The sequence below is a fragment of the Nocardioides albertanoniae genome (genome assembly GCF_006716315.1).
Taxonomy (GTDB): domain Bacteria; phylum Actinomycetota; class Actinomycetes; order Propionibacteriales; family Nocardioidaceae; genus Nocardioides; species Nocardioides albertanoniae.
Map to the genome: position 1 here is coordinate 1,193,220 of NZ_VFOV01000001.1, position 23,240 is coordinate 1,216,459.

Genomic DNA, 23,240 nt, shown 5'->3' on the forward strand with positions numbered 1-23,240 from the left:
CGTGTCCTTCCCTGAAACCACTCCTGACCTCGTCGTCGTCGGCTCCGGCCTCTTCGGCCTGACCATCGCCGAGCGTGCAGCCTCCGAGCTGGACAAGAAGGTGCTCATCATCGAGCGCCGCTCCCACGTCGGTGGCAACGCCTACTCCGAGTTCGACGAGGAGACCGGCATCGAGGTGCACAAGTACGGCACCCACCTCTTCCACACCTCCAACGAGAAGGTGTGGGACTACGTCCGGAAGTTCACCGAGTTCACGAACTACCAGCACCGGGTGTTCGGCAAGTACAAGGGGCAGGTCTACTCCCTGCCGATGAACCTCGCGCTGATCAACTCGTTCTTCGGGAAGTCGCACAGGCCCGACGAGGCCCGGGCGCTGATCGCGGAGCAGGCCTCCGAGTTCAGCACCGACGAGGCGCAGAACCTCGAGGAGAAGGCGATCTCCCTGATCGGGCGCCCCCTCTACGAGGCGTTCATCAAGGGCTACACCGCCAAGCAGTGGGAGAAGGACCCGACGGAGCTCTCGCCCGACATCATCACCCGGCTGCCGGTCCGCTACACCTTCGACAACCGCTACTTCAACGACAAGTACGAGGGCCTCCCGGTCGACGGCTACACCGCCTGGCTGGAGCGGATGGCCGACCACCCCAACATCGAGGTCAAGCTCGACACCGACTTCTTCTCGGTGATCGACGACTTCAAGGGCAAGGTCCCGATCGTCTACACCGGGCCGGTCGACGAATACTTCGACTTCTCCGCGGGCAAGCTCTCCTGGCGCACCGTCGACCTCGAGTCCGAGACCCTCGACGTCGACGACTACCAGGGCACCGGCGTGGTCAACGCCAACGACCCGGAGGTCCCGTTCACCCGTGAGCTGGAGTTCAAGCACCTCCACCCCGAGCGTGCCGACCGCTACAAGCCCGGCAAGACCATCGTCGTGAAGGAGTACAGCCGCTTCGCCCAGGAGGGCGACGAGCCGTACTACCCGATCAACACCGCCGACAACCGCGAGAAGATCCTGGTCTACCGCGACCTGGCCAAGAAGGAGCCGATGGTGCTCTTCGGTGGCCGCCTCGGCACCTACAAGTACCTGGACATGCACATGGCGATCGCGTCCGCGCTCACCATGTTCGAGAACAAGCTCCGTCCGTACTTCGAGGACGGCACCCCCCTCACCTCCGGAGGCGTTGACGAGTGAATACCCGACTCCTGCAGCGGCAGATCCTGCCGCTCGACCGTGACTCCGACGTACTCCCGCTCTACGTCGACAACCAGGCCGCGATCCTCGACGCCGACAAGTACGAGGTCGGCCCCGACAAGACCGCCCAGGCGCTGAACAACGCCCAGATCCGCCAGTCGATCAACGACGGCACCCAGGTGCACCCCGACCAGCTCGAGTCGCGTACGGCGCTGCGGGTCACCCAGGGCGACCGGCTCTCGCTCGGCACCTACTTCAACGCGTTCCCGGCCAGCTACTGGCGTCGGCACACCGTGGTCGACGACGTGAAGCTGACCGTGACCCTGAAGGGCCGCGGCGCCAGCGTCATCGTCTACAAGTCGATGGCCAACGGCCGCTCGCAGCGCGTCGAGGCCGCCGACACGGGCAGCAACCCCGAGGGCACCTTCACCTTCGACCTGCCGCTGAAGCCGTTCGTCGACGGCGGCTGGTACTGGTACGACGTGATCGCCTCCGACGAGGACGCCGTCGTCACCTCGGCCGAGTGGACCGCGGAGGTCCCCGACGACCGTGCCGAGCACGGCACCGTCGACATCTGTGTCACCACGATGAACAAGCCCGACTTCGCCTCGAAGCTGCTGGCCCAGATGGGTGAGGACGAGCAGCTGCGGCCCTACCTCGACACCGTCTTCGTGATGGAGCAGGGCACCAAGAAGGTCGTCGACGACCCCGAGTTCCCCGCTGCTGAGAAGGCGCTGGCCAAGGAGAATGGGGGGAGCCTGCTGCGCATCATCGAGCAGGGCAACCTGGGTGGCTCCGGCGGTTACGCGCGCGGTCAGCTCGAGTCGGTGCGCAAGGGCACCGCGACGTACGCCCTGATGATGGACGACGACGTCGTCTGCGAGCCCGAGGGCATCATCCGAGCGGTCACCTTCGGTGACCTCGCCAAGCAGCCGACCATCGTCGGCGGCCACATGTTCTCGCTCTTCGCGAAGTCCCGGCTGCACACCTTCGGCGAGATCGTCCAGCCGTGGCGCTTCTGGTGGCAGTCGGCTCCCGGCGTCATCGGCGACTGGGACTTCGGCGCCCGCAACCTGCGCTCGACGCGCTGGCTGCACAAGCGCGTCGACGTCGACTTCAACGGCTGGTTCATGTGCCTGATCCCGCGCGTCGTGATCGAGGAGATCGGGCTCTCGCTGCCGGTCTTCATCAAGTGGGACGACTCCGAGTACGGACTGCGCGCCAAGGAGGCCGGTTTCCCGACGGTCTCGTTCCCCGGCGCGGCCGTGTGGCACGTCCCGTGGACCGACAAGAACGACGCGCTCGACTGGCAGTCCTACTTCCACCAGCGCAACCGGTTCGTCGCCGCGCTGCTGCACTCGATCTACGACGACGGCGGCCGGATGGTCACCGAGTCGTTCTCCCACCAGGTCAAGCACCTGGTCTCGATGCAGTACTCCACCGTCCACCTGCGGCACAAGGCGCTCCTGGACGTGCTCGCCGGGCCCGAGAAGCTCCACGAGACCCTCGCGACCCAGCTGCCGGCCGTACGCGAGATGACCAAGGGCTTCGCAGACGCCGACCTCAAGGCCGACCGTGACGCGTTCCCGCCGGTGCGCCGCCACAAGCCGCCGCGCAAGGGCAAGGACGACACCGAGGTGCCAACCAACCGCGAGGTCAAGCTGGCTGCGCTGAAGGCTCCGCTGCGGCAGGTGCTGAACCCGCGCAAGCTCGCTGAGGAGTTCCCCGAGGCCGAGCTCGCCGCGATGGACAACCAGTGGTACCGGATCACCAGGTACGACAGCGCCATCGTGTCGATGAACGACCAGCAGGGCGCGGCCTTCTACCGCCGTGACAAGAAGCTGTTCCGGCAGATGCTGAAGGACACCATCAAGGTGCACCGTCAGCTCAAGCGTCGTTGGCCCGAGCTGGCCGAGGAGTACCGCACCAAGCTTCCCGAGTTCACCTCGCCGGAGGCGTGGGAGAAGACGTTCGAACCGTGGACGGTCGCTGAGGAGAAGGACACCGATGGCAACCGGAGTTGATGAACGCCCCGTACGCGTCGTCGACGCGCCGCTGGCACCGCCGGCGGAGAACCTCGGACTGCTCTCGGTCTTCAGGCGTCGCTATCTCCTCAAGCTGCTCGTGCAGCGGGAGATCAGCGGTCGCTATTCGAACTCGATCCTGGGCGTCTTCTGGTCCTACATCAACCCGCTGACGCAGTTCTGCGTCTACTGGCTGTTCATGGGCAAGATCATGGGCGCCGACAAGGGGATGGACAACTACCCGGTCCACCTCTTCGCCGGCCTCGTGATCGTCCACTTCTTCACCGAGACCTTCGGCGCCGGCACGCGCTCGCTGCTCGGCAACAAGGGTCTGCTGAAGAAGATGGCGATGCCGAAGGAGATGTTCCCGGTCGCCTCGATGCTGGTCTCGCTCTACCACCTGGTGCCGGCGACGATCATCTTGGTGGTCGTCTGCCTGCTCAGCGGGTGGAAGCCGACCTGGGAGGCGGTGCCGTCGCTGTTCCTCGCGCTCGGCATCGTGATGGCGCTGGGCACGGCTCTGGCGCTGGTCTTCAGCCTGGCCAACGTCTTCTTCCGTGACTTCGGCAGCGCGGTCAACATCTTGACCAACTACATCCGCTTCGGTGTGCCGATGATGTACCCGTTCTCGATGATCGAGGGTGCTCTGGGCGACAAGTCCTGGATCTACCTGCTCAACCCGATCTCCGACGCGGTGCTGCTCTTCCAGCAGGCCTTCTGGGTCGGGGTCACCCCCAATCCGGAGAAGACCGCAGCCGAGCACCTGCCCGAGCATCTGTGGCTGTTCGGCCTGGCCGCGTTCGGCGTCTCGCTGGTGCTCCTGGTGATCGGCCAGCTGATCTTCAGCAAGCACGAGAACAAGATTCCGGAGCGACTGACATGAACGCCGACTCGATCGTGGTGGACGGGGTCACGAAGAACTTCACGCTCCGCTACCACCGCAGCATCAAGGACATCACCGTCGCCAAGGCTAAGGGGCGGGCCGTGTCCAACACCTTCAAGGCCCTCGACGACGTCAGCTTCACCATCAAGCAGGGTGAGTCTGTCGGTCTGATGGGTCTCAACGGATCGGGCAAGTCGACGCTGCTGAAGCTGATCAGCGGCGTGATGCGCCCCGACCAGGGTGTGGTCAAGACCCGTGGCCAGATCGCGGGCCTGATCGCGACCGGTGCGGGCTTCCACCCGCAGCTCTCCGGTCGGGAGAACATCTTCCTCAACGCCGCGATCTACGGGCTCTCGGGCGAGGAGACCGCGGCGATCTACGACGACGTGGTGAAGTTCGCCGAGCTCGGTGACCACCTCAACTCGCCGGTGGGCAACTACTCCTCGGGGCAGTACTCGCGGCTGGGCTTCTCGGTCGCCGTGCACATCGACTCCGACATCTTCCTCGCCGACGAGGTGCTCGCCGTCGGTGACAAGCCCTTCAAGAAGAAGTGCATGGAGAAGATGGAGGAGATCCGCGACAGCGGCCGCACCGTGGTCTACGTCAGCCACGCTGCCGGTTCGGTCAAGCGGATGTGCGACCGGGTGATCTGCCTGGAGAAGGGGCGCCTGGTCTTCGACGGCGACGTCGACGAGGGCATCGACTACCTCCACTACGGCGACGACGACGCCAAGGGGTCGGCGAGCCAGAAGAAGCTCGACGCCGCCGACAGCGCTCTCGGAGCCGAGGTCTGAGACGGCTGGCCTGCGGCGAAGTCGCAGGCCAGCCCTCGGGTAATTACAGGTTTGTAGTTCTTCGATAACCCTTCCGCCGGCTGTGGCGGATGTGAAAGATGTTCCCTGGTGTTACGAGACCAGGGGGATCCACGCATGTCTTGGCAGCAGGTCGGGCAACCGGGAACGGGTGACGCTCAGCGCGCTCGCTCCCGCTACGTCGCCTCGACCCAGCAGCTGCTCGTCATCGGGGTCGTCATGGCGGCCCTGGTCCCGGCGAGCGCCATCGTCGACCTGAAGGTCGTGCGCCCCGGTGACGTGCCGTCCGCCGGTGCCGAGGCGGCCCTGCCGTCGGCAGCGCAGGTGCCCGCGGACACGGTCGAGGCGCACCTGAACGAGATCTCGCTGACCGAGCCCCTCGCCCGAGGCCACGAGTCCGGCCACGGTGTGCGTGGACGGGTCACCGCCGAGGCGAAGACGACGGCCTCGCGCGACGCGAGCCGCACCAGCCTCACCAGCGATCCCCAGCCGGTGGACGGGTTCGGCACCGTCGGGCTCACCTGGGCGCCCGGCGCGACCGTGCCGGAGTCGGGGGTCGCTGCCGACGTACGCACCTTGAAGGACGGGGCGTGGAGCGGTTGGCAGGCGCTGGACGTGCACCTCGACGACCATGCGCCCGATCCGGGCACCGCGGAGCACGACGGGTCGCGGCCCGGCACGATGGAGGCGATCCTCGGCGAGGTCGACCAGGTGCAGGCACGGTTGAGACTGACCGACGCGCAGGTGCCGGCCGACCTGAGGCTCGCGGTGATCACGCCCGGCAGGGCCGCCGCGAGCCACGACGAGTCGCCCGAGATCGTCACGGGCACCGGTGATGTGCCGGAGCCGGCCGAAGGCGCCGCGAAGCCCCACAGCGACGCGGGCGAGGCGGGTGCGGAGGCGACGCTGTCGGCGGCCGCGTACACGCCCAAACCCAGCATCTACAGCCGCCGCCAGTGGGGCGCCGACGAGAGCGTGCGCGAATCCGGGCCGCCCGACTACGGCACGATCCACGGCGGGTTCGTGCACCACACCGTCAACACCAACTCGTACTCGCAGGCGCAGGTGCCGGGGATCATCCGGAGCATCTACACCTACCACGTGAAGAGCCGGGGCTGGCGCGACATCGGCTACAACTTCCTGCTCGACAAGTTCGGCCGCATCTGGGAGGGCCGCTACGGCGGCGTGGACCGCCCGGTCGTCGGCGCCCACACCGGCGGCTACAACAGTGATGCCTTCGGTGCCTCGGCGATCGGCAACTTCGAGACCACCTCGCCGCCGACGGCGCTGGTCAACGCCTTCGGCACGCTGTTCGCGTGGAAGCTGTCGCTGCACGGTGTGCGCGGCAACAAGGGCTCGACCCGCATCGGCGACCGCACCTTCTCGCACGCGATCATGGGCCACCGCGACGCCGGTTCCACCGCGTGCCCGGGCCGCTATCTGTACGCCAAGCTGAGCACCATCCGCTCGCAGGCGGGCTCGAAGCAGAACAGCTGGGCGTCTCGCGAGCTGCAGTCGCAGGTCTCCGGCTCCGCCTACCCCGACCTGGTCGCGCGCCGGGCGAGCGACAAGCGCATCTTCGTGCTGCCCACCGACGGCCAGGCGCGGTTCGGCAGGTCCCTGGCGACCAACCTGACCGCGGCGTCCTCGACCACGCTGATGAACGGCGGTGACTGGGACCGCGACGGTGATGGCGACATCCTGTTCCGCCACGCCGACGGGACGATCCGGGTCAACCGGGGCGACGGCACCCAGACCTTCGCGCCAGGGGTCGTGATCGGCTCCGGGTTCGACCGCGTCTCGATGATCGACGTGGTCAGCGACGTCACCGGCGACGGCCGCCCCGACATCATGGGCCGCCATCCCAACGGCGAGATCCGCATCTGGCCGGGCCGCGGCACGAGCACCCTCGGCGCCTCCTACCGGATGGGGAGCGGCATCAGCGGAGTCACCCTGCAGGTCGGCATGGGGCGTTGGTACAACGACGACGGTGCTCCCGAGAGCATCTTCAAGGTCGGCAGCACCTTGCGCGTCTACAAGACCAACGGGCCCGGTGGGCTGGTGAGCTCCTCGGCGACCAACCTCGACACCACCCCGTTCGACTTCATCGTCGGGGTCAAAGACCTGCGGGGCGCCTCCAGCGGCAGCGACCAGCTGCTCCGCCGCATCTCCGACGGGATGTGGTTCGGCTACGAGCACAACCAGGGCGGCGGCTGGGACCGGAAGACTCAGATGGGTGTCGTGCGCGGCTACGACCAGGTGGGCTGATCTGGGGCAGCCGGCGCTCACCGCTCAAGCGATGCTTGCGCGCTCGCTCTCGGCGAGGGTGGCCAGGCGCTCCTCGGTCGCGTGGGTGACCAGCACGAGCGATCCGCCGCCGGCCAGCAGACCGGCGAGGAGAGCCGCGCCGGCCGGTGAGGCGGAGGGAGCGGTCGAGAGCACGCGCGCGCCCCCGCCGTCGCCGAGCAGCTCTGCGTGGCTGGTCTCCTCGCCGACCCACGAGACGGCGGCGTCGTCGGCGGCCGGCGGGTCGAACGGGGTGAACGCGTCCGGCTGACCCCACACCTCGATGCCGACGTCGTGCACGTCGTGGGGGAGCGGGTCGGCGAAGCGTACGCCGAAGGGGAGCAGCGAGCAGGCCAGCGTCAGGCGCTTCCCGGCGTCCGCGGTCCAGGTGTCGAGCGTCTCGGGGCCGCAGACGACGGCGTCCGGGGTCTCCGCGTCGGTCACGACCAGCCCGGAGTTCCAGGCGGCGCCGAGGAAGACGGTGGCCAGCCAGTGGGTCGGCAGGTCGATGCGGATGCTGTCGCCGAGCTCGAGGCCGTGCTCGTCGACGAGCAGGCTGGAAGCCTTGGCGACCCAGTTGGCGTAGGTCGTGACGGAGAGCTCCTGGCGCTCGCCGCTCTCGTCGTCGTAGAAGGTCACGAACGGGTTGCCGGGACTGGTCTGAAGCGCTCGGGCGAGGGTCTGGGGAAAGCTGCTCACGCCGAAACTCTAAGGTGTGCGGCATGAGCGAGCGCCAGCGAGCGACCAGTGAGTCCATGACGTTCTGGGCAGTGATCCCCGCCGGCGGCGCAGGCACCCGGCTGTGGCCGCTGTCGCGCTCCTCGGAGCCGAAGTTCCTCCGCGACCTCACCGGCAACGGACGTACGTTGTTGCAGGAGACCTACGATCGGCTCGAGCCGGTCTCCGACGGCATCATGGTGGTCACCGGCGCCGTTCACGAGCAGGCGGTGTGCGAGCAGCTGCCGGAGGTGCCGCACGACGCGATCCTCACCGAGCCGAGCGGACGTGACTCGATGGCCGCCATCGGTCTGGCCGCGGCCTTCCTCGAGCGGCGCGACCCGCACGCGGTGATGGGCTCCTTCGCCGCCGACCACGTGATCGGCAACCTCGACGCCTTCCACGAGACCGTACGCCGCGCCGCGAGGATCGCCGAAGACGGCTGGCTGGTGACGATCGGGATCTCGCCGACCTTCGCCTCCACCGCGTTCGGCTACATCGCCGAGGGCGAGCCGCTGGCGGGCCACCCAGGCGCCTACCTGGTCGACGAGTTCGTCGAGAAGCCGTCGACCGAGGTGGCCCAGCGCTATCTCGACACCGGCCGCTACCGCTGGAACGCCGGGATGTTCGTGGTGCGCCCCACGGTTCTCCTCGACCTGCTCGCGCAGTCTGATCCGGCCTTCGCCGCCCAGCTGCGTACGATCGCCGCCGACCCGGCGCGGCTCGACGAGCTGTGGGAGACGCTGCCGAAGATCGCCGTCGACCACGCGGTCGCCGAGCCGGCCGCTGCCGCCGGAAAGGTCGCCACGGTGCCCGCCGACCTCGGCTGGGACGACATCGGCGACTTCGACTCCTTGGCGACGCTGCTCCAGGCCGCGGGCACAGCCGGCTCGGCCGGCCCCACGATCCTCGGCGACGAGACCCTCGTGCACGCCCTCGACTCCACCGGCCTCGTCGTGCCCCACTCCGGCCGCACCATCGCCCTCATCGGCCTCGACGACATCGTCGTCGTCGACACCGACGACGCCGTCCTGGTCACCACCCGCGCCAAGGCCCAACAGGTCAAGAAGATCGTCGCCGCTCTCAAAGACTCCGACCGCACCGACCTCACCTGACCCGCCCCAGCCGAGAAGTCACTCCCGCAGGTCGAGAGGTCACCCGTGCGGGCCGAGGAGTCACTCCCGCAGGCCGAGGGGTCGCTCGTGCAGGTCGAGAAGTCACTTCTGCAGGTCGACACGTCGTACTGACTCCTCGATCTGCAGGCCTGACCTCTCGACCTGCAGAAGCGACGCTTCGACCTGCGGGCCTGACCTCTCGACCTGCAGGGGTGACGTCTCGGCAGGTGGGGGAAGTCGGGTCAGGAGGTACGAACGGCCGCGATCCCTGAGAGAGGAGAGGCGGCCGTTCGTACGTCTGGGAGGACCAGGTCACATGGCCTGGGGCTCCGGGGTGCTGGTGTAGGGGTACTTGAGCATGAAGTCCTTGATCGCCTCGCCGGAGACGCCTTCGCAGTACTGGAAGACGCCCTTCTGGGTGGACGCCTCGGTGGGGTTCTTCGGGTCGGCGTACCAGTGGGTGAGGGCGATGTGGGTGCCGGAGGGGAACTCGGTCTTCTTGTCGCCGGCGACCGCGGTCTCCTTCTGGTCGGCGGCGGTCCACGGCGCGGCGATGAACTTGTAGCGGAAGTTGGAGGTGCCGGCGAACTTGTCACCGATGCTGCGGAGCAGGTTGAGCTCGTCCTCGGAGACGGTGTTGTCGTACCAGACGATCGTGTAGCCGTGCTCGAGGTTGTGCACGAGCGCCTCGAGGTCGGGGCGGTCGCCGGCGGAGTAGAACTTGCGCGACATGTCGGCCGGGGCGACGTTGGCCTCGTTCCAGTGCGGACCGAAGGCCGGGGGAGCGGTCGTGTAGGTCTGCTCGGTGCCGGTCGCGATGTGGTTCTGGTTGCCGTCGGCCTTCGTCTCGGTGACCTTCTGGCAGCCGGCGGCCTTGGTGCTCTTGCCGATGTCCTGCAGCGCGACGTCGTCGTACTTGCTGGACTTGAAGTAGCCCGTGATCGGGCCCCACGCGGCAGCACCCACGATCAGCAGCGCGATGACGATGCAGACACCGACGATCGCCGCACCGCGGGCACGCTCGGAGCGACCCTGCTTCTTGCGGATGTTGTCGATGACCGCACGGCGGTCTTTGTTGAGCGACTTGTTTGCCACGGTCGGCGTACCTCAGGTCTGTGGTCGGGACGCGCAGATTCTAGGCGGTCATGGGTTGCAGAAGGGAAGTTGCCCCGAGATTGGTGTCGTCGCGCTCGCATCGCCAGCCGTGCGCGAAGGCCAGCGCGGCGACCACGGCGGGGTCGGCGTCGTCGACCCGGAGCCCGTCCCCGTGCGGGATCGGGGCGATCCCGGTGACCTCTGTGACGGCCGCAGCGAGCTCCTCGACGCTCGCCGGCGCACCGAACGGAGCCTGGTCGGCGGCAGCACCCTTGAGGGCGCGTACGACCGCCTCCCTGGCTCCGAAGCCGAAGAAGTCCGACCCCTCGGGGCGGATCAGCGCGCTCGCCCCGGGGCCGTCGTCGCCGGGCTCGCGGACCAGGTCTGCCCGGCCGCGCAGGACCGCGAAGGGTCGAGCGCCCAGCTTGCCCTGGGAGATCTCGGCGGCCGAGGCGATCTCGTCGACGACCGCGGGGGCGGTGACGACGAGGTCGTTGCCGTAGGCGTCGACCTGGCCGGCGAAGCTCTCCAGCACCTCGAGGCCGGCGGCCCCGATGGCGATGTCGGTCTGGCCGTCGCGCCAGGCGCGCCCCGCGGTGTCGGTGATGACCACCCCGACGTTCACGCCGGTGCGGTCGCGCAAGGTCGCGCGCAGCGTACGCGCGGAGGCGTCTGGGTCGAGGGGGAGCAGCACGATGTGACCGGCCTCGACGTTGGAGGCGTCGATGCCTGCCGCCGCCATGGTCAGGCCCAGCCGGCTGCGTACGATCTGGGTCGGTCCGCGGCGGGCGACGACCCGGACCGTCTCGCCGGGGAGCGCATCCTCACGGGTGCCCTCCCGTACGTTGCCCTCCGCCTTGCTGACGACCTTGCTGGTCACCACGACGACATCCCCGTCGCTCAGCTCTTCGGCGCCGAGCGCGGTGAGGAGCAGGGCGGCGAGGTCGTCGCCCTTCCGTACCTCGGGCGTGCCCTCGGGCGCGGTGACCGTGATGGCCGAGCGGTTCGCCGACCCGGCGCTCTGCTCGTTCTCGGGGCGCCCGCTCACCGGGCGACCAGCCCGACGGCCGCGGCGGCGATGTCGGCGGTCGAGTCGTCGTCCGACATCCACAGCGGGACGGCAGCGGCCTTGAGGCCGGAGGCGTGCAGCGACTCGAGCGCGTCGGCGTCGGCGGCGTCGACCAGCCAGCCGTCGAGGACCCCGCCGGCGCCGCGCGTACCATAATGCAGACCGACTTCGGCAGCGGTTGCGCCGACGCCGATGGCGGCCAGCATCTGCTCGGCCATGCCGCGCACGTGATGGCCACCGATGATCGGGGAGATGCCGACGACGGGTGCCGGGGTGGCGATGATGCCCTCTCGGATCCCGGGCACTCCGAGGATCGTGCCGACGGAGACGACGGGGTTGGACGGGGGCACGATCACCAGGTCGGCCTTCAGCAGCGCGTCCATCACGCCGGGGGCCGGTCGTGACTCGTCCTGCCCGACGAAGATCAGCTTCTCGACGGGCACGCCCGCCCTCAGCCGCACCCAGTACTCCTGGAAATGGACGACCGAGAGTCCACTGGGTGAGTCGGCGTCCTTGACCGCCACATGGGTCTCGACGCGGTCGTCGGTCATCGGCAGCAGCCGCACCCGGTCGTCCCACACGGAGCGCAGCCAGCGCTCGGACAATGCGGTGGTGACCTGCGACAACGGATAGCCGGCCTCGATCATCTGGGTGCGCACCAGGTGGGTCGCGATGTCGCGGTCACCGAGCCCGAACCACGTGCCCGGGACGTCGTACGCCTCGAGCTCCTCCTTGATCGACCACGTCTCGCCCTTGCGGCCCCAGCCGCGGTCGTGGTCGAATCCGTTGCCAAGGGTGTACATCACCGTGTCGAGGTCGGGGCAGACCTTGACGCCGTGCATCCACAGGTCGTCAGCAGTGTTGGCGATCACGGTGACCCGGGCATCTTCCTCAATGCCCGGGATGCGACCGGTGGAGATGCCGTGGAGGAGCCCGGAGATGAACTTCGAGCCACCATGGCCGCCGGAGAGAACGGTGATGTCGCGCATGGTCCTAGCCTCTCAGACGAGGACCAATGCCCCAGCCTCAGCCGGTCCGTACCACCTGTGTTATTGCGGCCCTAGCAGATTTGAGGGTTGACTTGTGGCACCGACAGGCATGTAATTTCATCAGTGTTATTCGAAACTGAACCGGGGACCGAACGTGGTGGAGACGTCGCCGAAAGAATCTCGGGCGGATTCGAGCAGGGCGCTGAGCCAGAGGAGAGGCCACAAGCCGAACCTGTGGGGAAGCTCCTAAATAAACGGGGGGATCGGTTACCTGCCGATGGCGTGAGGTGACTGGCCCAGAAGATTGGGTCACGGTCCCGAAGACAAGCTGAATAGGGTCGAAAGGTCGGAAAGACGATGAGAGAGCTGTTTCTCCTCGAGCCGGACACCGACGAAGGGGGCTGGCAGGAGCGCGCCCTGTGCGCGCAGACGGATCCGGAGGCGTTCTTCCCTGAAAAGGGTGGATCGACTCGGGAGGCCAAGAAGGTCTGCCAGACCTGCGAGGTGCGCCAGGATTGCCTTGAGTCCGCTCTGGGCAACGACGAGCGATTCGGGATCTGGGGTGGACTCTCCGAGAGAGAACGCCGCAAGCTGAAGAAGCGCGCCGTCTGAGGCAACTACCAAGCACAACAGCAAGGCCCGGGCCTCACGGTCCGGGCCTGCTGTCGTTTTCGGGGGTTCTCGGGAGCACCTCAGGGGTTCGTGGGCGCCGAGCGATACCTGCCGGGGCGTGTGCCGATCGCTCGACAGGTCCATTCGGCCTATCACCGGATGGGCACTAGGGTTGCCGATCGTGCAAGCGTCGGTCGCCCTCGTTCTCGTCTCCCACAACGGCGCCGGCTGGCTTCCCACCGTCATCGACGGGATCCGGAACCAGCAGGCCCCGGTGAGCTTTGCCGTCACGATCGACACCGGCTCGACCGACCGGTCGGTCGAGATCCTGGAGGAGACCTTCGCCCAGGTCGTCCAGCTGCCGGCCTCGACGACCTACGCCGACGCCGCCAACACCGCGCTCGACATCCTTCACCAGGCCCCGCAGCCGCCGGAGTGGATCTGGTTCCTCCACGACGACTCCACGCCCGACCCGGGTGCGCTGGCGACCCTGCTCAACGCCGCCGACGAGTATCCGGAGGCCGACATCCTCGGCCCGAAGATCCGCGAGTGGCCCTCGCTGCGCCGGATGCTCGAGCTCGGCGTCTCGATCTCGGGCACCGGTAACCGCGAGACCGGCCTGGAGCGGGGTGAGTACGACCAGGGCCAGCACGACGACGTACGCCGCGTCCTGGCCGTCAACACCGCGGGCATGCTGATCCGCCGCGAGGTCCTCGAATACCTGGGCGGCTTCGACAAGCACCTGCCCGTGCTCGGCACCGACATGGATCTCGGCTGGCGCGCCGCCAACGCCGGGTTCACGACCATCGCCGTGCCCGACGCGACCGTCTTCCACGTGGAGGCGGCCCACCGCGGCGTACGCAAGACGCAGCTGACCGGTCGCCGGATCCACTACCAGGAGCGCCGAGCCGCGCTCTACACCCTGCTGGTCAACGGCCGGCCGGGCACGCTGCCGCTGTGGATGATCCGGTTCTTCTTCCAGACCCTGTGGCGGATGCTCGGCTTCGTGCTCGTGCGCGATCCGGGCACCGCGCTCGACGACCTGGCCGCGCTGGGCTGGATCTACGGCCACACCGGCCAGATCATGGCGGCCAAGGCGCGCCGCCGGAAGCAGGCGCACGCCGACAAGGACGAGGTCAAGGCGCTGCTGCCGCCCCCGTGGCTGCCGTATCGGCACGGGCTCGACTTCGTCTCCGACGTGGCCACCGCGGTCACGCTCCAGGCATCCGACATCGCCGAGCGGCGGCAGATGGCGCAGGCCGAGGCCGACCCGGCGTCGTTCGCGGCCAAGCGCCAGGCCGAGCGCGCCCAGCTCGACGAAGACGAGATCCCGGCCGAGACCGGGCTGCTGGTGCGGCTGTTCACCAACCCGGTCGCGGTGCTGCTGGTCGTCGTCGGCATCCTCGGCGTGATCGGCGCCCGGGTCGCGCTCGGCGGGGTCGCGGGCAACGGGCTCGGCCCGACACCGCAGGGTGCGGGCGAGTGGTGGCGGCTGCAGATCGAGTCGTGGCACGCGATCTCGCAGGGCACCGGTGTGCCCGCGCCGCCTCACATCTTCCCGCTGGCGGTGCTGGCCACGATCCTCGGCGGCAACGCGAGCCTGGCGGTCGCCGGGGTCATGCTCCTCGGCTTCCCGGTCGCGCTCGGCGGCGCCTGGCGCATGCTCCGGGTGGTCGGCCGCCTGATCAGCCACCTCGGCGCCCCGCGCTGGCTGCTGCTGTGGGGCTCGACGGCGTACGCGCTCGTCCCCTACGTCAGTGGTGCCTTCGGTGACGGCCGGATCGGTCCGGTCGTCGTCGGCGCCCTGCTGCCCTGGCTCGCCCATGCCGCCCTCGGGTTCAGCGACCCCGTCGCCGACCGCCGCTGGCGAGCGGGATGGCGCACGGGTCTGCTCCTGACCATGATCACCGCCTTCGCGCCGATGGCGTTCCTGGTCTCGGCGGTCTTCGCGGTCGTCATCTTCATCGTGATCCGCAAGCTGATGCCCGCGGTGCTCAGCGACCGCGACCAGTGGGGCCCGCCGACCGCGGCGATCGCGACTCCCGTCGCGCTGCTGCTCCCGTGGTGGCTGCCGCTGATCTTCTCCGGCGGCTGGGCCGGTCTGCTGCTCGACCCGGGTCGGCTCCCGGCCCCCGCCGCGAGCGGCTTCGACCTGCTCGTGGGCCGGCTGACCGCGCTCGACGGCGCCGACCTCGGTGCCCCGTGGTGGCTCGGTCTCGCGCTTCCGCTGCTGGCGGTGCTCGCGCTGATCCCGAGCCGCACCCGCATCCCGGTGCTGGTCTGCTGGATCGGCGCGGTCGCGACCGCCGTGGTCACCATGCTCCTGTCGTGGATCCCGATCCACCTCGACGCCGGCATCGCCCGGGTCGGCTGGGGCTTCCCGCTGGTCACCATCCAGGGGCTCGCCGTGGTCGCGGCGGTGCTCGGCGTGCAGGGCGCGATCCTCGACGGCCTGCGCGGTCCGCGCAGGATCCTGGTCGGTGCTGCCGCCGCGGTGGCGGCGGTCGGCGCGATCGGCAGCCTCGGCTGGTTCGTCTACGCCGGCAGCGGAGACCTCTCCGACGACACCCGGGCGCTGGGCCACACCGACGTACCCTCCTACATGCTCGACCCGACCTCGACCACGCTCGGGCCGGAGGACGGTGTGCTGGTGCTGCGCGGCTCGGTCGACGACGGCATCCGCTACTCGGTCCTGCGCGACGACGGGATCACCCTCGGCGAGGACGAGATCGCCCAGGTCGCCGGCGGGTCCGAAGACCTGACCGGCGTCGTACGCCGCCTGGCGGCCGACCCCGACGACGCGGTGATCGACGACCTGGCCGCTCAAGGGGTGGCCTACATCGTGATGCCCGGGCCCGCCGACTCCTCGGTGGCCGAGGGGATCGACGCGTCCGGCGCGGTGACCCAGGCGAGCACGGTCGAGACCTCGACCCGCGCCTGGCTGCTCGACGCCGAGCCGGGTGACCCGGGTGTGACCGACTCGCTGTCCATCGTCCGCATCGTCTTGTTGGCCCTGGCCGGGATCGGGCTCTTCGTCGTCCTGGTCCTGTGCCTGCCGACACTGATCCAGAGGAGGGAGTCGGCGTGAGCCATCCACGTGACCCTTACGACCGCTCGCAGGAGCCGGCCGACGGCGCCTACGGCCAGGAGCCGTGGATGCTCGATCCCTACTCGGATCCCTATGCCGAGACACCGGAGGCGACGGCTCCCGAGCCCTACACCCCCGAGCAGATCTATGCCCAGCAGCCCTACGTCCCCGGGCCGGAGACCGGGCGGATCATCGCCCAGTCCGGCTACGAGCAGGGCTATGAGGAGAGCTACCCGGGCGACTACGACGGCGCCTTCCAGCCCGACTACGAAGCCTGGCCGACCGCAGACGAGATGCGCGCCGGAGAGCCCGAGCAGGCGCAGGGCGGCCGGATGGCCGCGGCCGCGGCCGCAGCGGCGCCGATCCTGCGGCGCGTTCGCAGGCAGCGCGGCCGCCGCCTCGACAACACCGCCCTGGTGGCGCTCGGCCTGATCGCCGTGATGGCGGTGGCGCTGCTGCTCATCCGCCCCCACCAGTGGGAGCAGCCGAAGCTCGCCGCCGACAGCAGCGCGCCGACCTCGGCCACCGTCGTGTGCCCCGGCAAGCCGAAGAACGGCTCCGACGAGGTCGCGGTGACCAACGCCGCCGACGGTGCGGGCACGATCCAGCTCGGCGGACCGGGCGCCGGCAAGGGCATCGAGGCCACCGCGGAGTCGGGCAGGATCACCGCCAAGCCCGTCAAGGCGGGCCCGGTCGTGGTCAGCGCCGGCAAGGAGGTCGCGCCGGGTCTGGTCGCCGGCCGCTCGACCAGCAAGCCGCTGGCGGCGACGGGCTGCCTGGCGCCGCAGGCCGAGGCATGGTTCCCCGGCATCGGTGCGGGTGCTACCCACAACTCGATCCTCGAGCTGACCAACCCCAACAACGGTGCGGCCACCGTCGACGTCTCGCTCTTCGACGACAAGGGCGCGGTCGCGGTGCCCGAAGACCTGCGCGGCGTCACGATCCCCGGTGACACCACCCGCACCTTCGACCTGCTGCACATGATCCCGCGCAAGGGTGACCTGTCGATGCGCACCACGGTCGTACGCGGCCAGGCCGGCGTCATGGTGCGCGACCGCGACGTCCAGCTCGAGTCGGAGGCGGCCAGCGAGGACTACTTCCCGGGGCAGTCGAAGCCGGCCAAGACCAACCTGCTGGTCGGCTATCCCAACAAGGCACAGAGCCGCACCCTGACGGTCGTCAACCCCGGCAAGACGCAGGTGAGCGGCGAGCTGCGCCTGCTGACGCCGAAGAACGTGCTCAGCCCGCAGGGTGCTCCCGAGATCAGTGTGCCGCCCAGCGGTCAGGCCCAGATCGATCTGACCGAGCTGCTCGGCAAGAGCAGCGCCGACGACGCGTACGGCATCGAGCTCGTCACCTCCGGCCCGGTCTCGGCCGCGATGCGGTCGGTCGACACCGGCGACGTCGCGCTCACCACCTCGGCCGAGGCCGTCTCGAAGGCGACCGCGGCGGTCGTCCCGACCGGTCCGAGCATCGACAAGAAGCGGGTCGTGATCTCTGGTCCGGCGGCCGACTCAGGCAGCAGCGGCACGGTCAAGTTGGTGCCGATGACCGCGAAGGGCAAGGCCCTGAAGGCGAAGGACGTCAAGGTCGGCCCGGGCACCGGCGCCGAGGTCGAGGTGCCCAGCGAGGCCGCGCTCATCCAGCTCGTGCCCCAGGGCGTCGAGGTGCGTGCGACGGTCGTGATGAGCGGTGACGGCGACGCGGTGGTGCCGTTCCGTCCGCTGCGCTCGGAGGTGCGCACCGCCGGGGTCGCGCCGGGTCTGCCGCTCCCTCTCGACCACTGACGCCGACCCGGCTAGGCCGTGTCTTTGGGAGGCACGGCCTAGGGCTGGTAGCGGGGATCGACGTCGTTGGCGGCGATCCCGAGCAGGTCGGCGACCTGCTCGACGACGACCATGAGCACCATCGCCTCCACCTCGGAGCGGGTCAGGCAGCGGTGCTCGATGGGCCGCCGGTAGATCACCAGCCGTGCCGGGGTGGCCCCGGAGCCGCGCTCGAGCGAACCGAGCGGGATGTAGTCGTCGACCGTCCAGTCCGGCGGGATGTCGGGCGACTCCTCGACGGCGTACTCGATCAGCCCCAGCCGCGACTGCCAGCGGGCGTCGATCTCGGTGACGATGTCGAGCGCGATGTCGTCGAAGCGCTCTCGGCGAGTGCGCCGGACCGGCACCGTCGGGTCGGCCGGCATCGCCACCGGGCCGCGCGTGCCGCGGCCGTGCCGGTCGCGGGTGCGGGGCTTGTCCCGGGACCCGCTCGAACCCCGTGCGTCGGTCATGTAGCGAGCCTAACCGCGAGGCTGGCTCCAGGGGAGTACGGTTCACCCGTGACTGCTCGTCGTTGTTCGCGTACCGCCTGCCAGCGCCAAGCCGTCTGCACGCTCACCTATGTGTACGCCGATCAGACGGCCGTCCTCGGCCCGTTGGCGACCTATGCCGAACCGCACGCCTACGACCTGTGCGAAGACCACGCCGAGCGGCTCTCCGCGCCCCGTGGGTGGGAGGTCGTGCGGCTGGCTCGCGAGCCCGTCGACCCGCAGCCCAAGGGCGACGACCTGCTCGCGCTGGCCGATGCCGTCCGTGAGGCTGCCCGTCCGCCGGCGCCCGCTCAGCGGGGCCCGGTCAGCACCCCGGCACCGACGGAGGCCGAGCCCGGGCACGACGAGGCTCAGCAGCGCCAGACCGGCACCCGTCGCGGCCACCTCCGCGTGCTCACCTCCGAGTAGTGCTGCACTAGAGTTCCGAGCATGCCGGACAGAGTTGACCTCGACATCGCCGACGCCGTCTTCAAGGCCTACGACGTCCGTGGCACCGTCCCGGACCAGATCGACGAGGCGCTCGCCCGGCGGGCCGGGCGTGCCTTCGTGCACGTGGTCGGCGCCCACGGCGGGGTCGTCGTGGGCCACGACATGCGGCCCAGCTCGCCGGCGCTCTCGGGCGCCTTCGCCGCGGGCGCGACCGAGGCCGGCGCCGACGTGACGCTGATCGGGCTGGCCTCCACCGACGAGCTCTACTTCGCCTCCGGCCATCTCGGTCTGCCGGGCGCGATGTTCACGGCCAGCCACAACCCGGCGCAGTACAACGGCATCAAGATGTGCCGCGCCAACGCGGTGCCGGTCGGGGCCGAGACCGGGCTCGACGAGATCCGCGACCTGGTGATCTCCGGCGACGTGCCGCTGCCGGGGGTCGCCGGCAGCATCAGCGAGACCGACGTGCTGGAGGCGTACGCCGCCCACCTGCTCGACCTGGCCCCGGTCGAGGGCCGCAGGCTGAAGGTCGTCGCCGACGCCGGCAACGGCATGGCCGGCCACACCGCGCCCGCCGTCTTCGGTCGCCTGGGTGCCGAGGCGGTCGAGCTGATCCCGATGTACTTCGAGCTCGACGGCACCTTCCCCAACCACGAGGCCAACCCGCTCGACTCGACCACGCTGGTCGACCTGCAGGCCAAGGTGCACAAGAGCGGTGCCGACGCCGGTCTCGCGTTCGACGGCGACGCCGACCGCTGCTTCCTCGTCGACGAGCGGGGCGAGGTGGTCAGCCCGAGCGCGATCACCGCGCTGATCGCCGAGCGCACGCTGGCCAAGGAGCCGGGCGCGACGATCATCCACAACCTGATCACCTCCCGCGCCGTGCCCGAGATCGTCACCGAGCTGGGCGGCAAGCCGGTGCGCACCCGCGTCGGCCACTCCTACATCAAGGCCGTGATGGCCGAGTCGGAGGCCGCCTTCGGTGGCGAGCACAGCGGCCACTTCTACTTCCGTGACTTCTGGCGTGCCGACTCGGGCATGCTCGCCGCGCTGCACGTGCTCGGCGCGCTCGCCGAGACCGACAAGCCGCTCAGCGAGCTGCTGGCGGCGTACGCTCGTTACCCGATGAGCGGCGAGATCAACTCCACCGTGCCCGATCAGGCTGCGACCGTGGCCGAGATCGAGAAGGCCTACGCAGACCGTGACGACGTCACCCTCGACCGTCTCGACGGGCTGACCCTCTCCCACGCAGACTGGACCTTCAACGTCCGTGCCTCCAACACCGAGCCGCTGTTGCGGCTCAACGTCGAGGGCAGGGACGTGCCCACCATGGAGCGTGTGCGCGACGAAGCGCTCGCGATCATCCGAAAGGACAACGCACAATGACCGGCGCATCGACCCCTCTGGGCCTCAGCGAGAAGCTGCTCGAGATCATCGTCTGCCCGCAGTGCCACGGCGACCTGCTGCCTGTCGAGGCGACCGCGCCCGACCAGGTCGGCGAGCTGGTCTGCCAGGGCGAGTGCGGGCTCGCCTACCCGGTGCGCGACGGCATCCCCGTCCTGCTCATCGACGAGGCACGATCCACCAAGGCTCCTTCGGCCGAGGGGTGAACCGATGACCTGGTTCGACGAGTCGAGGCTGGACGACGAGCGGGCTCTTGCCACGATCGACCAGCTGCTGCGATCGCTGGCAGGCTCCGGCGCCCGGATCCGCCGCGAGGCCGCCGATGCCGCCGAAGCGCTGCAGGAGGCCGTACGCCGGGCCGCCGAGACCGGCCGGCCCCGTGCCGTGGTCGCGGCCGGACCCGACTCGCGCCTGCTGCGCGCGGTGCTCGAGCCGTTCTGCCCGGTGCCCTTCGTCGCCTGGCCGGCTCCGGGGCTTCCCGGGTGGGCCGGCAGCCTCGACCTCGTGGTCGTGCTCGCGCCGACCGGCTCCGACCCGGGGGAGGCCTCTGCGGCCGCCGAGGCCGTGCGCCGCGGGGCGCAGCTCGTGGTGGCCGCGCCGGCGGGATCGCTGGTCGCCCAGCACTCCGAGGGTCGCGACAGCACGCTGATCCCGGTCGAGAGCGGTGACACGCTCGCGACGGCGATCCTGATGCTCACCTATCTCAACTCGATCGGGCTCGGTCCCGAGGCCGACGCCGACAACGTGGCCGACGCGCTCGACGACGTCGCCACCTCCTGCTCGCCGCACCAGGACATCTCGGTCAACCCGGGCAAGATCCTGGCGCTCTCGCTCGCCGACTCGCTCCCGGTCGTGTGGGGCGGCTCCGTCCTCGCCGCCCGCGCGGCCCGCCGCGTGGCCGAGGGGCTGCGCCGGGCCAGCGGCCGCGGGGCCATCGCCGGCGACGCCGACGATCTGCTCCCGGTCATCGAGGCTGCCCGCCCGCGCAACGTCTTCGACGACCCCTTCGCCGAGGAGCAGGCCGTCGCACGCCCCGTCCTGGTCGTCCTCGACGACGGCGCGACCGACGAGATCATGCTCGGGCAGCGCCGATCCCTCACCGAGGCGGCCGACGCCCGCGGCGTACGGGTGGAGGTCGTCGAGGCCGGCACGAACACAGAGGTGGGCCGGTACGCCTCGCTGCTGCTGCAAGGCACCTACGCTGCCGAATATCTGCGTTTGGGCCTGGTTGCGGACGAATAAGTCCACATGGTGAACCCGTGCTGTGATTTGGGTCACAACCCACGGCGCGGGCAGGGGTAGAGAACTTCGCGATGATGCCACAAACCCTGGACGTGGGGAGCCGACAGGTGTTTGATGCAACATCATCCGGCCACTCCTGGCCAGCACGTCCGTTTCTCTCGGTGGCGACGTGCCGGGCTTGCCCCCACCATCCCCGAAACAGGACTTTGCATGAACAACATCAAATATGTCGTCGCCGGCGCCCTGGTGCTCCTGGGCGTCCTCGTTCTCGGGGGCACGCTGGCCGACCCCGCGCCGAAGGCCACCGACCAGGCGAGCGCCGCCGCGGGTGGCACGCTCCGTATCGGCGTCGACGGCACCGAGCCGGCGTTCTACAAGGTCGATGGCGTCGCGAAGGGCTTCGACTACGAGATGGCTCTCGGTGTCGCCGAGGGCATGGGCGTGAAGCCGGAGTTCGTGGTGATGGGTTTCGGAGACCTCTTCCCGGCGCTCGAGGCCGGCAAGATCGATGTGATCGGGGCTCAGGTCACCGAGACGGCCGAGCGGAAGGAGGACTTCGACTTCACCGCGCCCTACTTCGTGACGTACCTGTCCTTCCTCACCCCTGAGGACTCCGACATCAAGAACCGCAGCGACGTCAACGGCAAGAACGTCGCCATCGTCGACGGCACCATCCAGGAGCGCTACCTCGCCGAGCAGTACAAGGACGTCAACATCATCAAGGCGAAGGACGAGGATGCCGCGGTCAGCGCCATCCAGAGCGGCAAGGCCGATGCGTTCTTCTACGACGCTCCCTATACCGCGCCGATCATCAAGCGGGCGCCGATCAAGCTGAAGGAGGCGATCGTCTATCCCGCCGACGACGCCCCGATCAGTTTCGTCATGCAGAAAGGTGACAACCGTAGGGCGCAGATCGACAAGGCTCTCGAAGACATGATCCTCAACGGCGAGTGGTTGAAGATCAAGAAGGAATACTTCCGGGAGTATCCGTTGTCCGAGGTCTTCAAGGACAAGGGCGCCTGATCGAACCCGGCCGCCCCGCTTTGGGGCGCGTGAACAGCCGTGGCCTACGATGCCTGACTGGCCCGGATCATCCCAGGTCAGCGCCGCGGCGCAGTCCGAACTCCCCCAACCAGGACGTCGTATGAAATCCCTGAAGTTCATCCTCGCGGGTGCGGTCACCCTTCTGGTGATCTTGGTCGTGGTCTCGAACACCGTCGAGCCGGGAAGCCCGTCGAGCGCCAAGCGCAGCAGCGCCGCCGATGACGGGAAGCTGCGGATCGGCGTCCTCGACAGCGCGCCGGTCTACTACCGCCAGGGGTCATCGGCCAAGGGGTTCGACTACGAGATGGGGCTCGAGGTCGCCAAGACCGTCGGCATCAAGCCGGAGTTCGTCCCGATGGACTTCGCCGACCTGTTCTCCGCGCTCGACAAGGGCGACATCGACATGATCGCCTCGCAGGTGAGCGTGACCGAAGAGCGTCAGAAGGCCTACGACTTCTCGCACCCCTACTTCGTGACCTACCTGTCCTTCACCACCCCGAAGGACTCGCCGATCAAGAAGCTCAAGGACATCAACGGCACCCGGGTGGCGATAGTGGCCGGCACCGCGCAGGAGAGCATCCTCAAGGCGCAGTTCCCCAAGGCCGAGATCGTGTCGCGGAAGAACGAGCCCGCCGCGCTGAAGGCCGTCGCCGAAGGCAAGGCCGACTCCTTCTTCTACGACGCCCCGTTCACCGACGGTCTGATCAAGCACGCTCCGATCCCGATGGAGGAGCGGATCGTCTACCCGTCCGACAAGGCGCCGATCGGTTTCGTCTTCCGCAAGGGCGACGGGCTCAAGGACCAGGCCAACAGCGCGTTGGACGACATGATCATCGACGGCACCTGGCTGCGGATCAAGACGGAGTACTTCCGCGAGTATCCGCTCTCGGAGCTGTTCCGCGAGCAGGGCGTCGAGTAG

At 69.1% G+C, this 23,240-nt stretch carries 20 protein-coding genes; 15 read left to right on the forward strand and 5 right to left on the reverse strand.

What is annotated here, in order from left to right; all coding sequences use genetic code 11:
* Nucleotide 1: 1 nt before the first annotated feature.
* The 5 genes from glf (at nt 2) to FB381_RS05755 (ending at nt 7,182) form a co-directional block, all read left to right on the forward strand.
* Nucleotides 2-1,195, forward strand: coding sequence for a UDP-galactopyranose mutase (gene glf, locus FB381_RS05735; RefSeq protein ID WP_141779400.1), 1,194 nt, complete (start codon nt 2-4; stop codon nt 1,193-1,195).
* Nucleotides 1,192-3,219, forward strand: coding sequence for a glycosyltransferase (locus FB381_RS05740; protein WP_141779401.1), 2,028 nt, complete (start codon nt 1,192-1,194; stop codon nt 3,217-3,219). Before glf ends, FB381_RS05740 begins: the two co-directional genes overlap by 4 nt.
* Nucleotides 3,203-4,102: an ABC transporter permease gene (locus tag FB381_RS05745; protein ID WP_141779402.1), complete on the forward strand. Its 900-nt coding sequence runs from the start codon at nt 3,203-3,205 to the stop codon at nt 4,100-4,102. Before FB381_RS05740 ends, FB381_RS05745 begins: the two co-directional genes overlap by 17 nt.
* The gene (locus FB381_RS05750; protein ID WP_141779403.1) at nt 4,099-4,896 is read left to right on the forward strand and encodes an ABC transporter ATP-binding protein; all 798 of its coding nucleotides are present in this window, start codon (nt 4,099-4,101) and stop codon (nt 4,894-4,896) included. The genes FB381_RS05745 and FB381_RS05750 overlap by 4 nt, the downstream gene beginning before the upstream one ends.
* Before the next feature lie 135 nt (nt 4,897-5,031).
* Nucleotides 5,032-7,182, forward strand: a complete 2,151-nt coding sequence (locus FB381_RS05755) for an N-acetylmuramoyl-L-alanine amidase (protein ID WP_141779404.1) — start codon at nt 5,032-5,034, stop codon at nt 7,180-7,182.
* Between the two features lie 24 nt (nt 7,183-7,206).
* On the opposite strand, the gene FB381_RS05760 is transcribed toward FB381_RS05755, so the two are convergent.
* Nucleotides 7,207-7,899, reverse strand: coding sequence for a TIGR03089 family protein (locus FB381_RS05760; protein ID WP_141779405.1), 693 nt, complete (start codon nt 7,897-7,899; stop codon nt 7,207-7,209).
* Between the two features lie 23 nt (nt 7,900-7,922).
* Here FB381_RS05760 and FB381_RS05765 point away from each other — a divergent pair, with 23 nt between their 5' ends.
* Nucleotides 7,923-9,032: a mannose-1-phosphate guanylyltransferase gene (locus FB381_RS05765; protein WP_246087977.1), complete on the forward strand. Its 1,110-nt coding sequence runs from the start codon at nt 7,923-7,925 to the stop codon at nt 9,030-9,032.
* Nucleotides 9,033-9,344: 312 nt separating this feature from the next.
* Here FB381_RS05765 and FB381_RS05770 read toward each other — a convergent pair whose 3' ends face one another.
* The 3 genes from FB381_RS05770 to cofD are packed head-to-tail and all read right to left on the reverse strand — an operon-like array spanning nt 9,345 to nt 12,185.
* Nucleotides 9,345-10,127 (reverse strand): DUF3105 domain-containing protein, encoded by a 783-nt coding sequence (locus FB381_RS05770; RefSeq protein WP_141779406.1) that lies wholly within the window; start codon nt 10,125-10,127, stop codon nt 9,345-9,347.
* Nucleotides 10,128-10,167: 40 nt separating this feature from the next.
* Nucleotides 10,168-11,175, reverse strand: a complete 1,008-nt coding sequence (locus tag FB381_RS05775; RefSeq protein ID WP_246087978.1) for a coenzyme F420-0:L-glutamate ligase — start codon at nt 11,173-11,175, stop codon at nt 10,168-10,170.
* Complete coding sequence (gene cofD / locus FB381_RS05780; RefSeq protein ID WP_141779407.1) at nt 11,172-12,185, reverse strand: 2-phospho-L-lactate transferase; 1,014 nt, start codon at nt 12,183-12,185, stop codon at nt 11,172-11,174. The genes FB381_RS05775 and cofD overlap by 4 nt, the downstream gene beginning before the upstream one ends.
* 357 nt (nt 12,186-12,542) lie before the next feature.
* Between cofD and FB381_RS05785 the strand changes: the two genes are divergently transcribed.
* From FB381_RS05785 to FB381_RS05795, 3 genes are all read left to right on the forward strand, one after another.
* Nucleotides 12,543-12,797 carry a WhiB family transcriptional regulator gene (locus FB381_RS05785; RefSeq protein WP_008361238.1) on the forward strand — a complete coding sequence of 85 codons (255 nt, stop codon included), beginning with the start codon at nt 12,543-12,545 and terminating at the stop codon, nt 12,795-12,797.
* Between the two features lie 181 nt (nt 12,798-12,978).
* The gene (locus FB381_RS05790; protein WP_170225065.1) at nt 12,979-15,885 is read left to right on the forward strand and encodes a glycosyltransferase family 2 protein; all 2,907 of its coding nucleotides are present in this window, start codon (nt 12,979-12,981) and stop codon (nt 15,883-15,885) included.
* Nucleotides 15,882-17,672 (forward strand): DUF5719 family protein, encoded by a 1,791-nt coding sequence (locus FB381_RS05795; RefSeq protein ID WP_141779409.1) that lies wholly within the window; start codon nt 15,882-15,884, stop codon nt 17,670-17,672. The genes FB381_RS05790 and FB381_RS05795 overlap by 4 nt, the downstream gene beginning before the upstream one ends.
* Before the next feature lie 38 nt (nt 17,673-17,710).
* Here FB381_RS05795 and FB381_RS05800 read toward each other — a convergent pair whose 3' ends face one another.
* A complete protein-coding gene (locus FB381_RS05800; protein ID WP_141779410.1) occupies nt 17,711-18,163 on the reverse strand; it encodes a metallopeptidase family protein in 453 nt (150 codons plus the stop codon).
* A 48-nt stretch (nt 18,164-18,211) separates the two neighbouring features.
* Here FB381_RS05800 and FB381_RS05805 point away from each other — a divergent pair, with 48 nt between their 5' ends.
* From FB381_RS05805 to FB381_RS05830, 6 genes are all read left to right on the forward strand, one after another.
* The gene (locus tag FB381_RS05805; RefSeq protein ID WP_211352330.1) at nt 18,212-18,610 is read left to right on the forward strand and encodes a DUF3499 domain-containing protein; all 399 of its coding nucleotides are present in this window, start codon (nt 18,212-18,214) and stop codon (nt 18,608-18,610) included.
* Nucleotides 18,611-18,631: 21 nt separating this feature from the next.
* Nucleotides 18,632-20,017: a phosphomannomutase/phosphoglucomutase gene (locus FB381_RS05810; RefSeq protein WP_141779411.1), complete on the forward strand. Its 1,386-nt coding sequence runs from the start codon at nt 18,632-18,634 to the stop codon at nt 20,015-20,017.
* Nucleotides 20,014-20,241, forward strand: coding sequence for a Trm112 family protein (locus FB381_RS05815; RefSeq protein ID WP_141779412.1), 228 nt, complete (start codon nt 20,014-20,016; stop codon nt 20,239-20,241). The genes FB381_RS05810 and FB381_RS05815 overlap by 4 nt, the downstream gene beginning before the upstream one ends.
* A 4-nt stretch (nt 20,242-20,245) precedes the next feature.
* The gene (locus FB381_RS05820; RefSeq protein ID WP_141779413.1) at nt 20,246-21,277 is read left to right on the forward strand and encodes an SIS domain-containing protein; all 1,032 of its coding nucleotides are present in this window, start codon (nt 20,246-20,248) and stop codon (nt 21,275-21,277) included.
* A 210-nt stretch (nt 21,278-21,487) separates the two neighbouring features.
* Nucleotides 21,488-22,300 (forward strand): substrate-binding periplasmic protein, encoded by an 813-nt coding sequence (locus tag FB381_RS05825; protein WP_141779414.1) that lies wholly within the window; start codon nt 21,488-21,490, stop codon nt 22,298-22,300.
* Between the two features lie 121 nt (nt 22,301-22,421).
* The gene (locus FB381_RS05830; RefSeq protein WP_141779415.1) at nt 22,422-23,240 is read left to right on the forward strand and encodes a substrate-binding periplasmic protein; all 819 of its coding nucleotides are present in this window, start codon (nt 22,422-22,424) and stop codon (nt 23,238-23,240) included.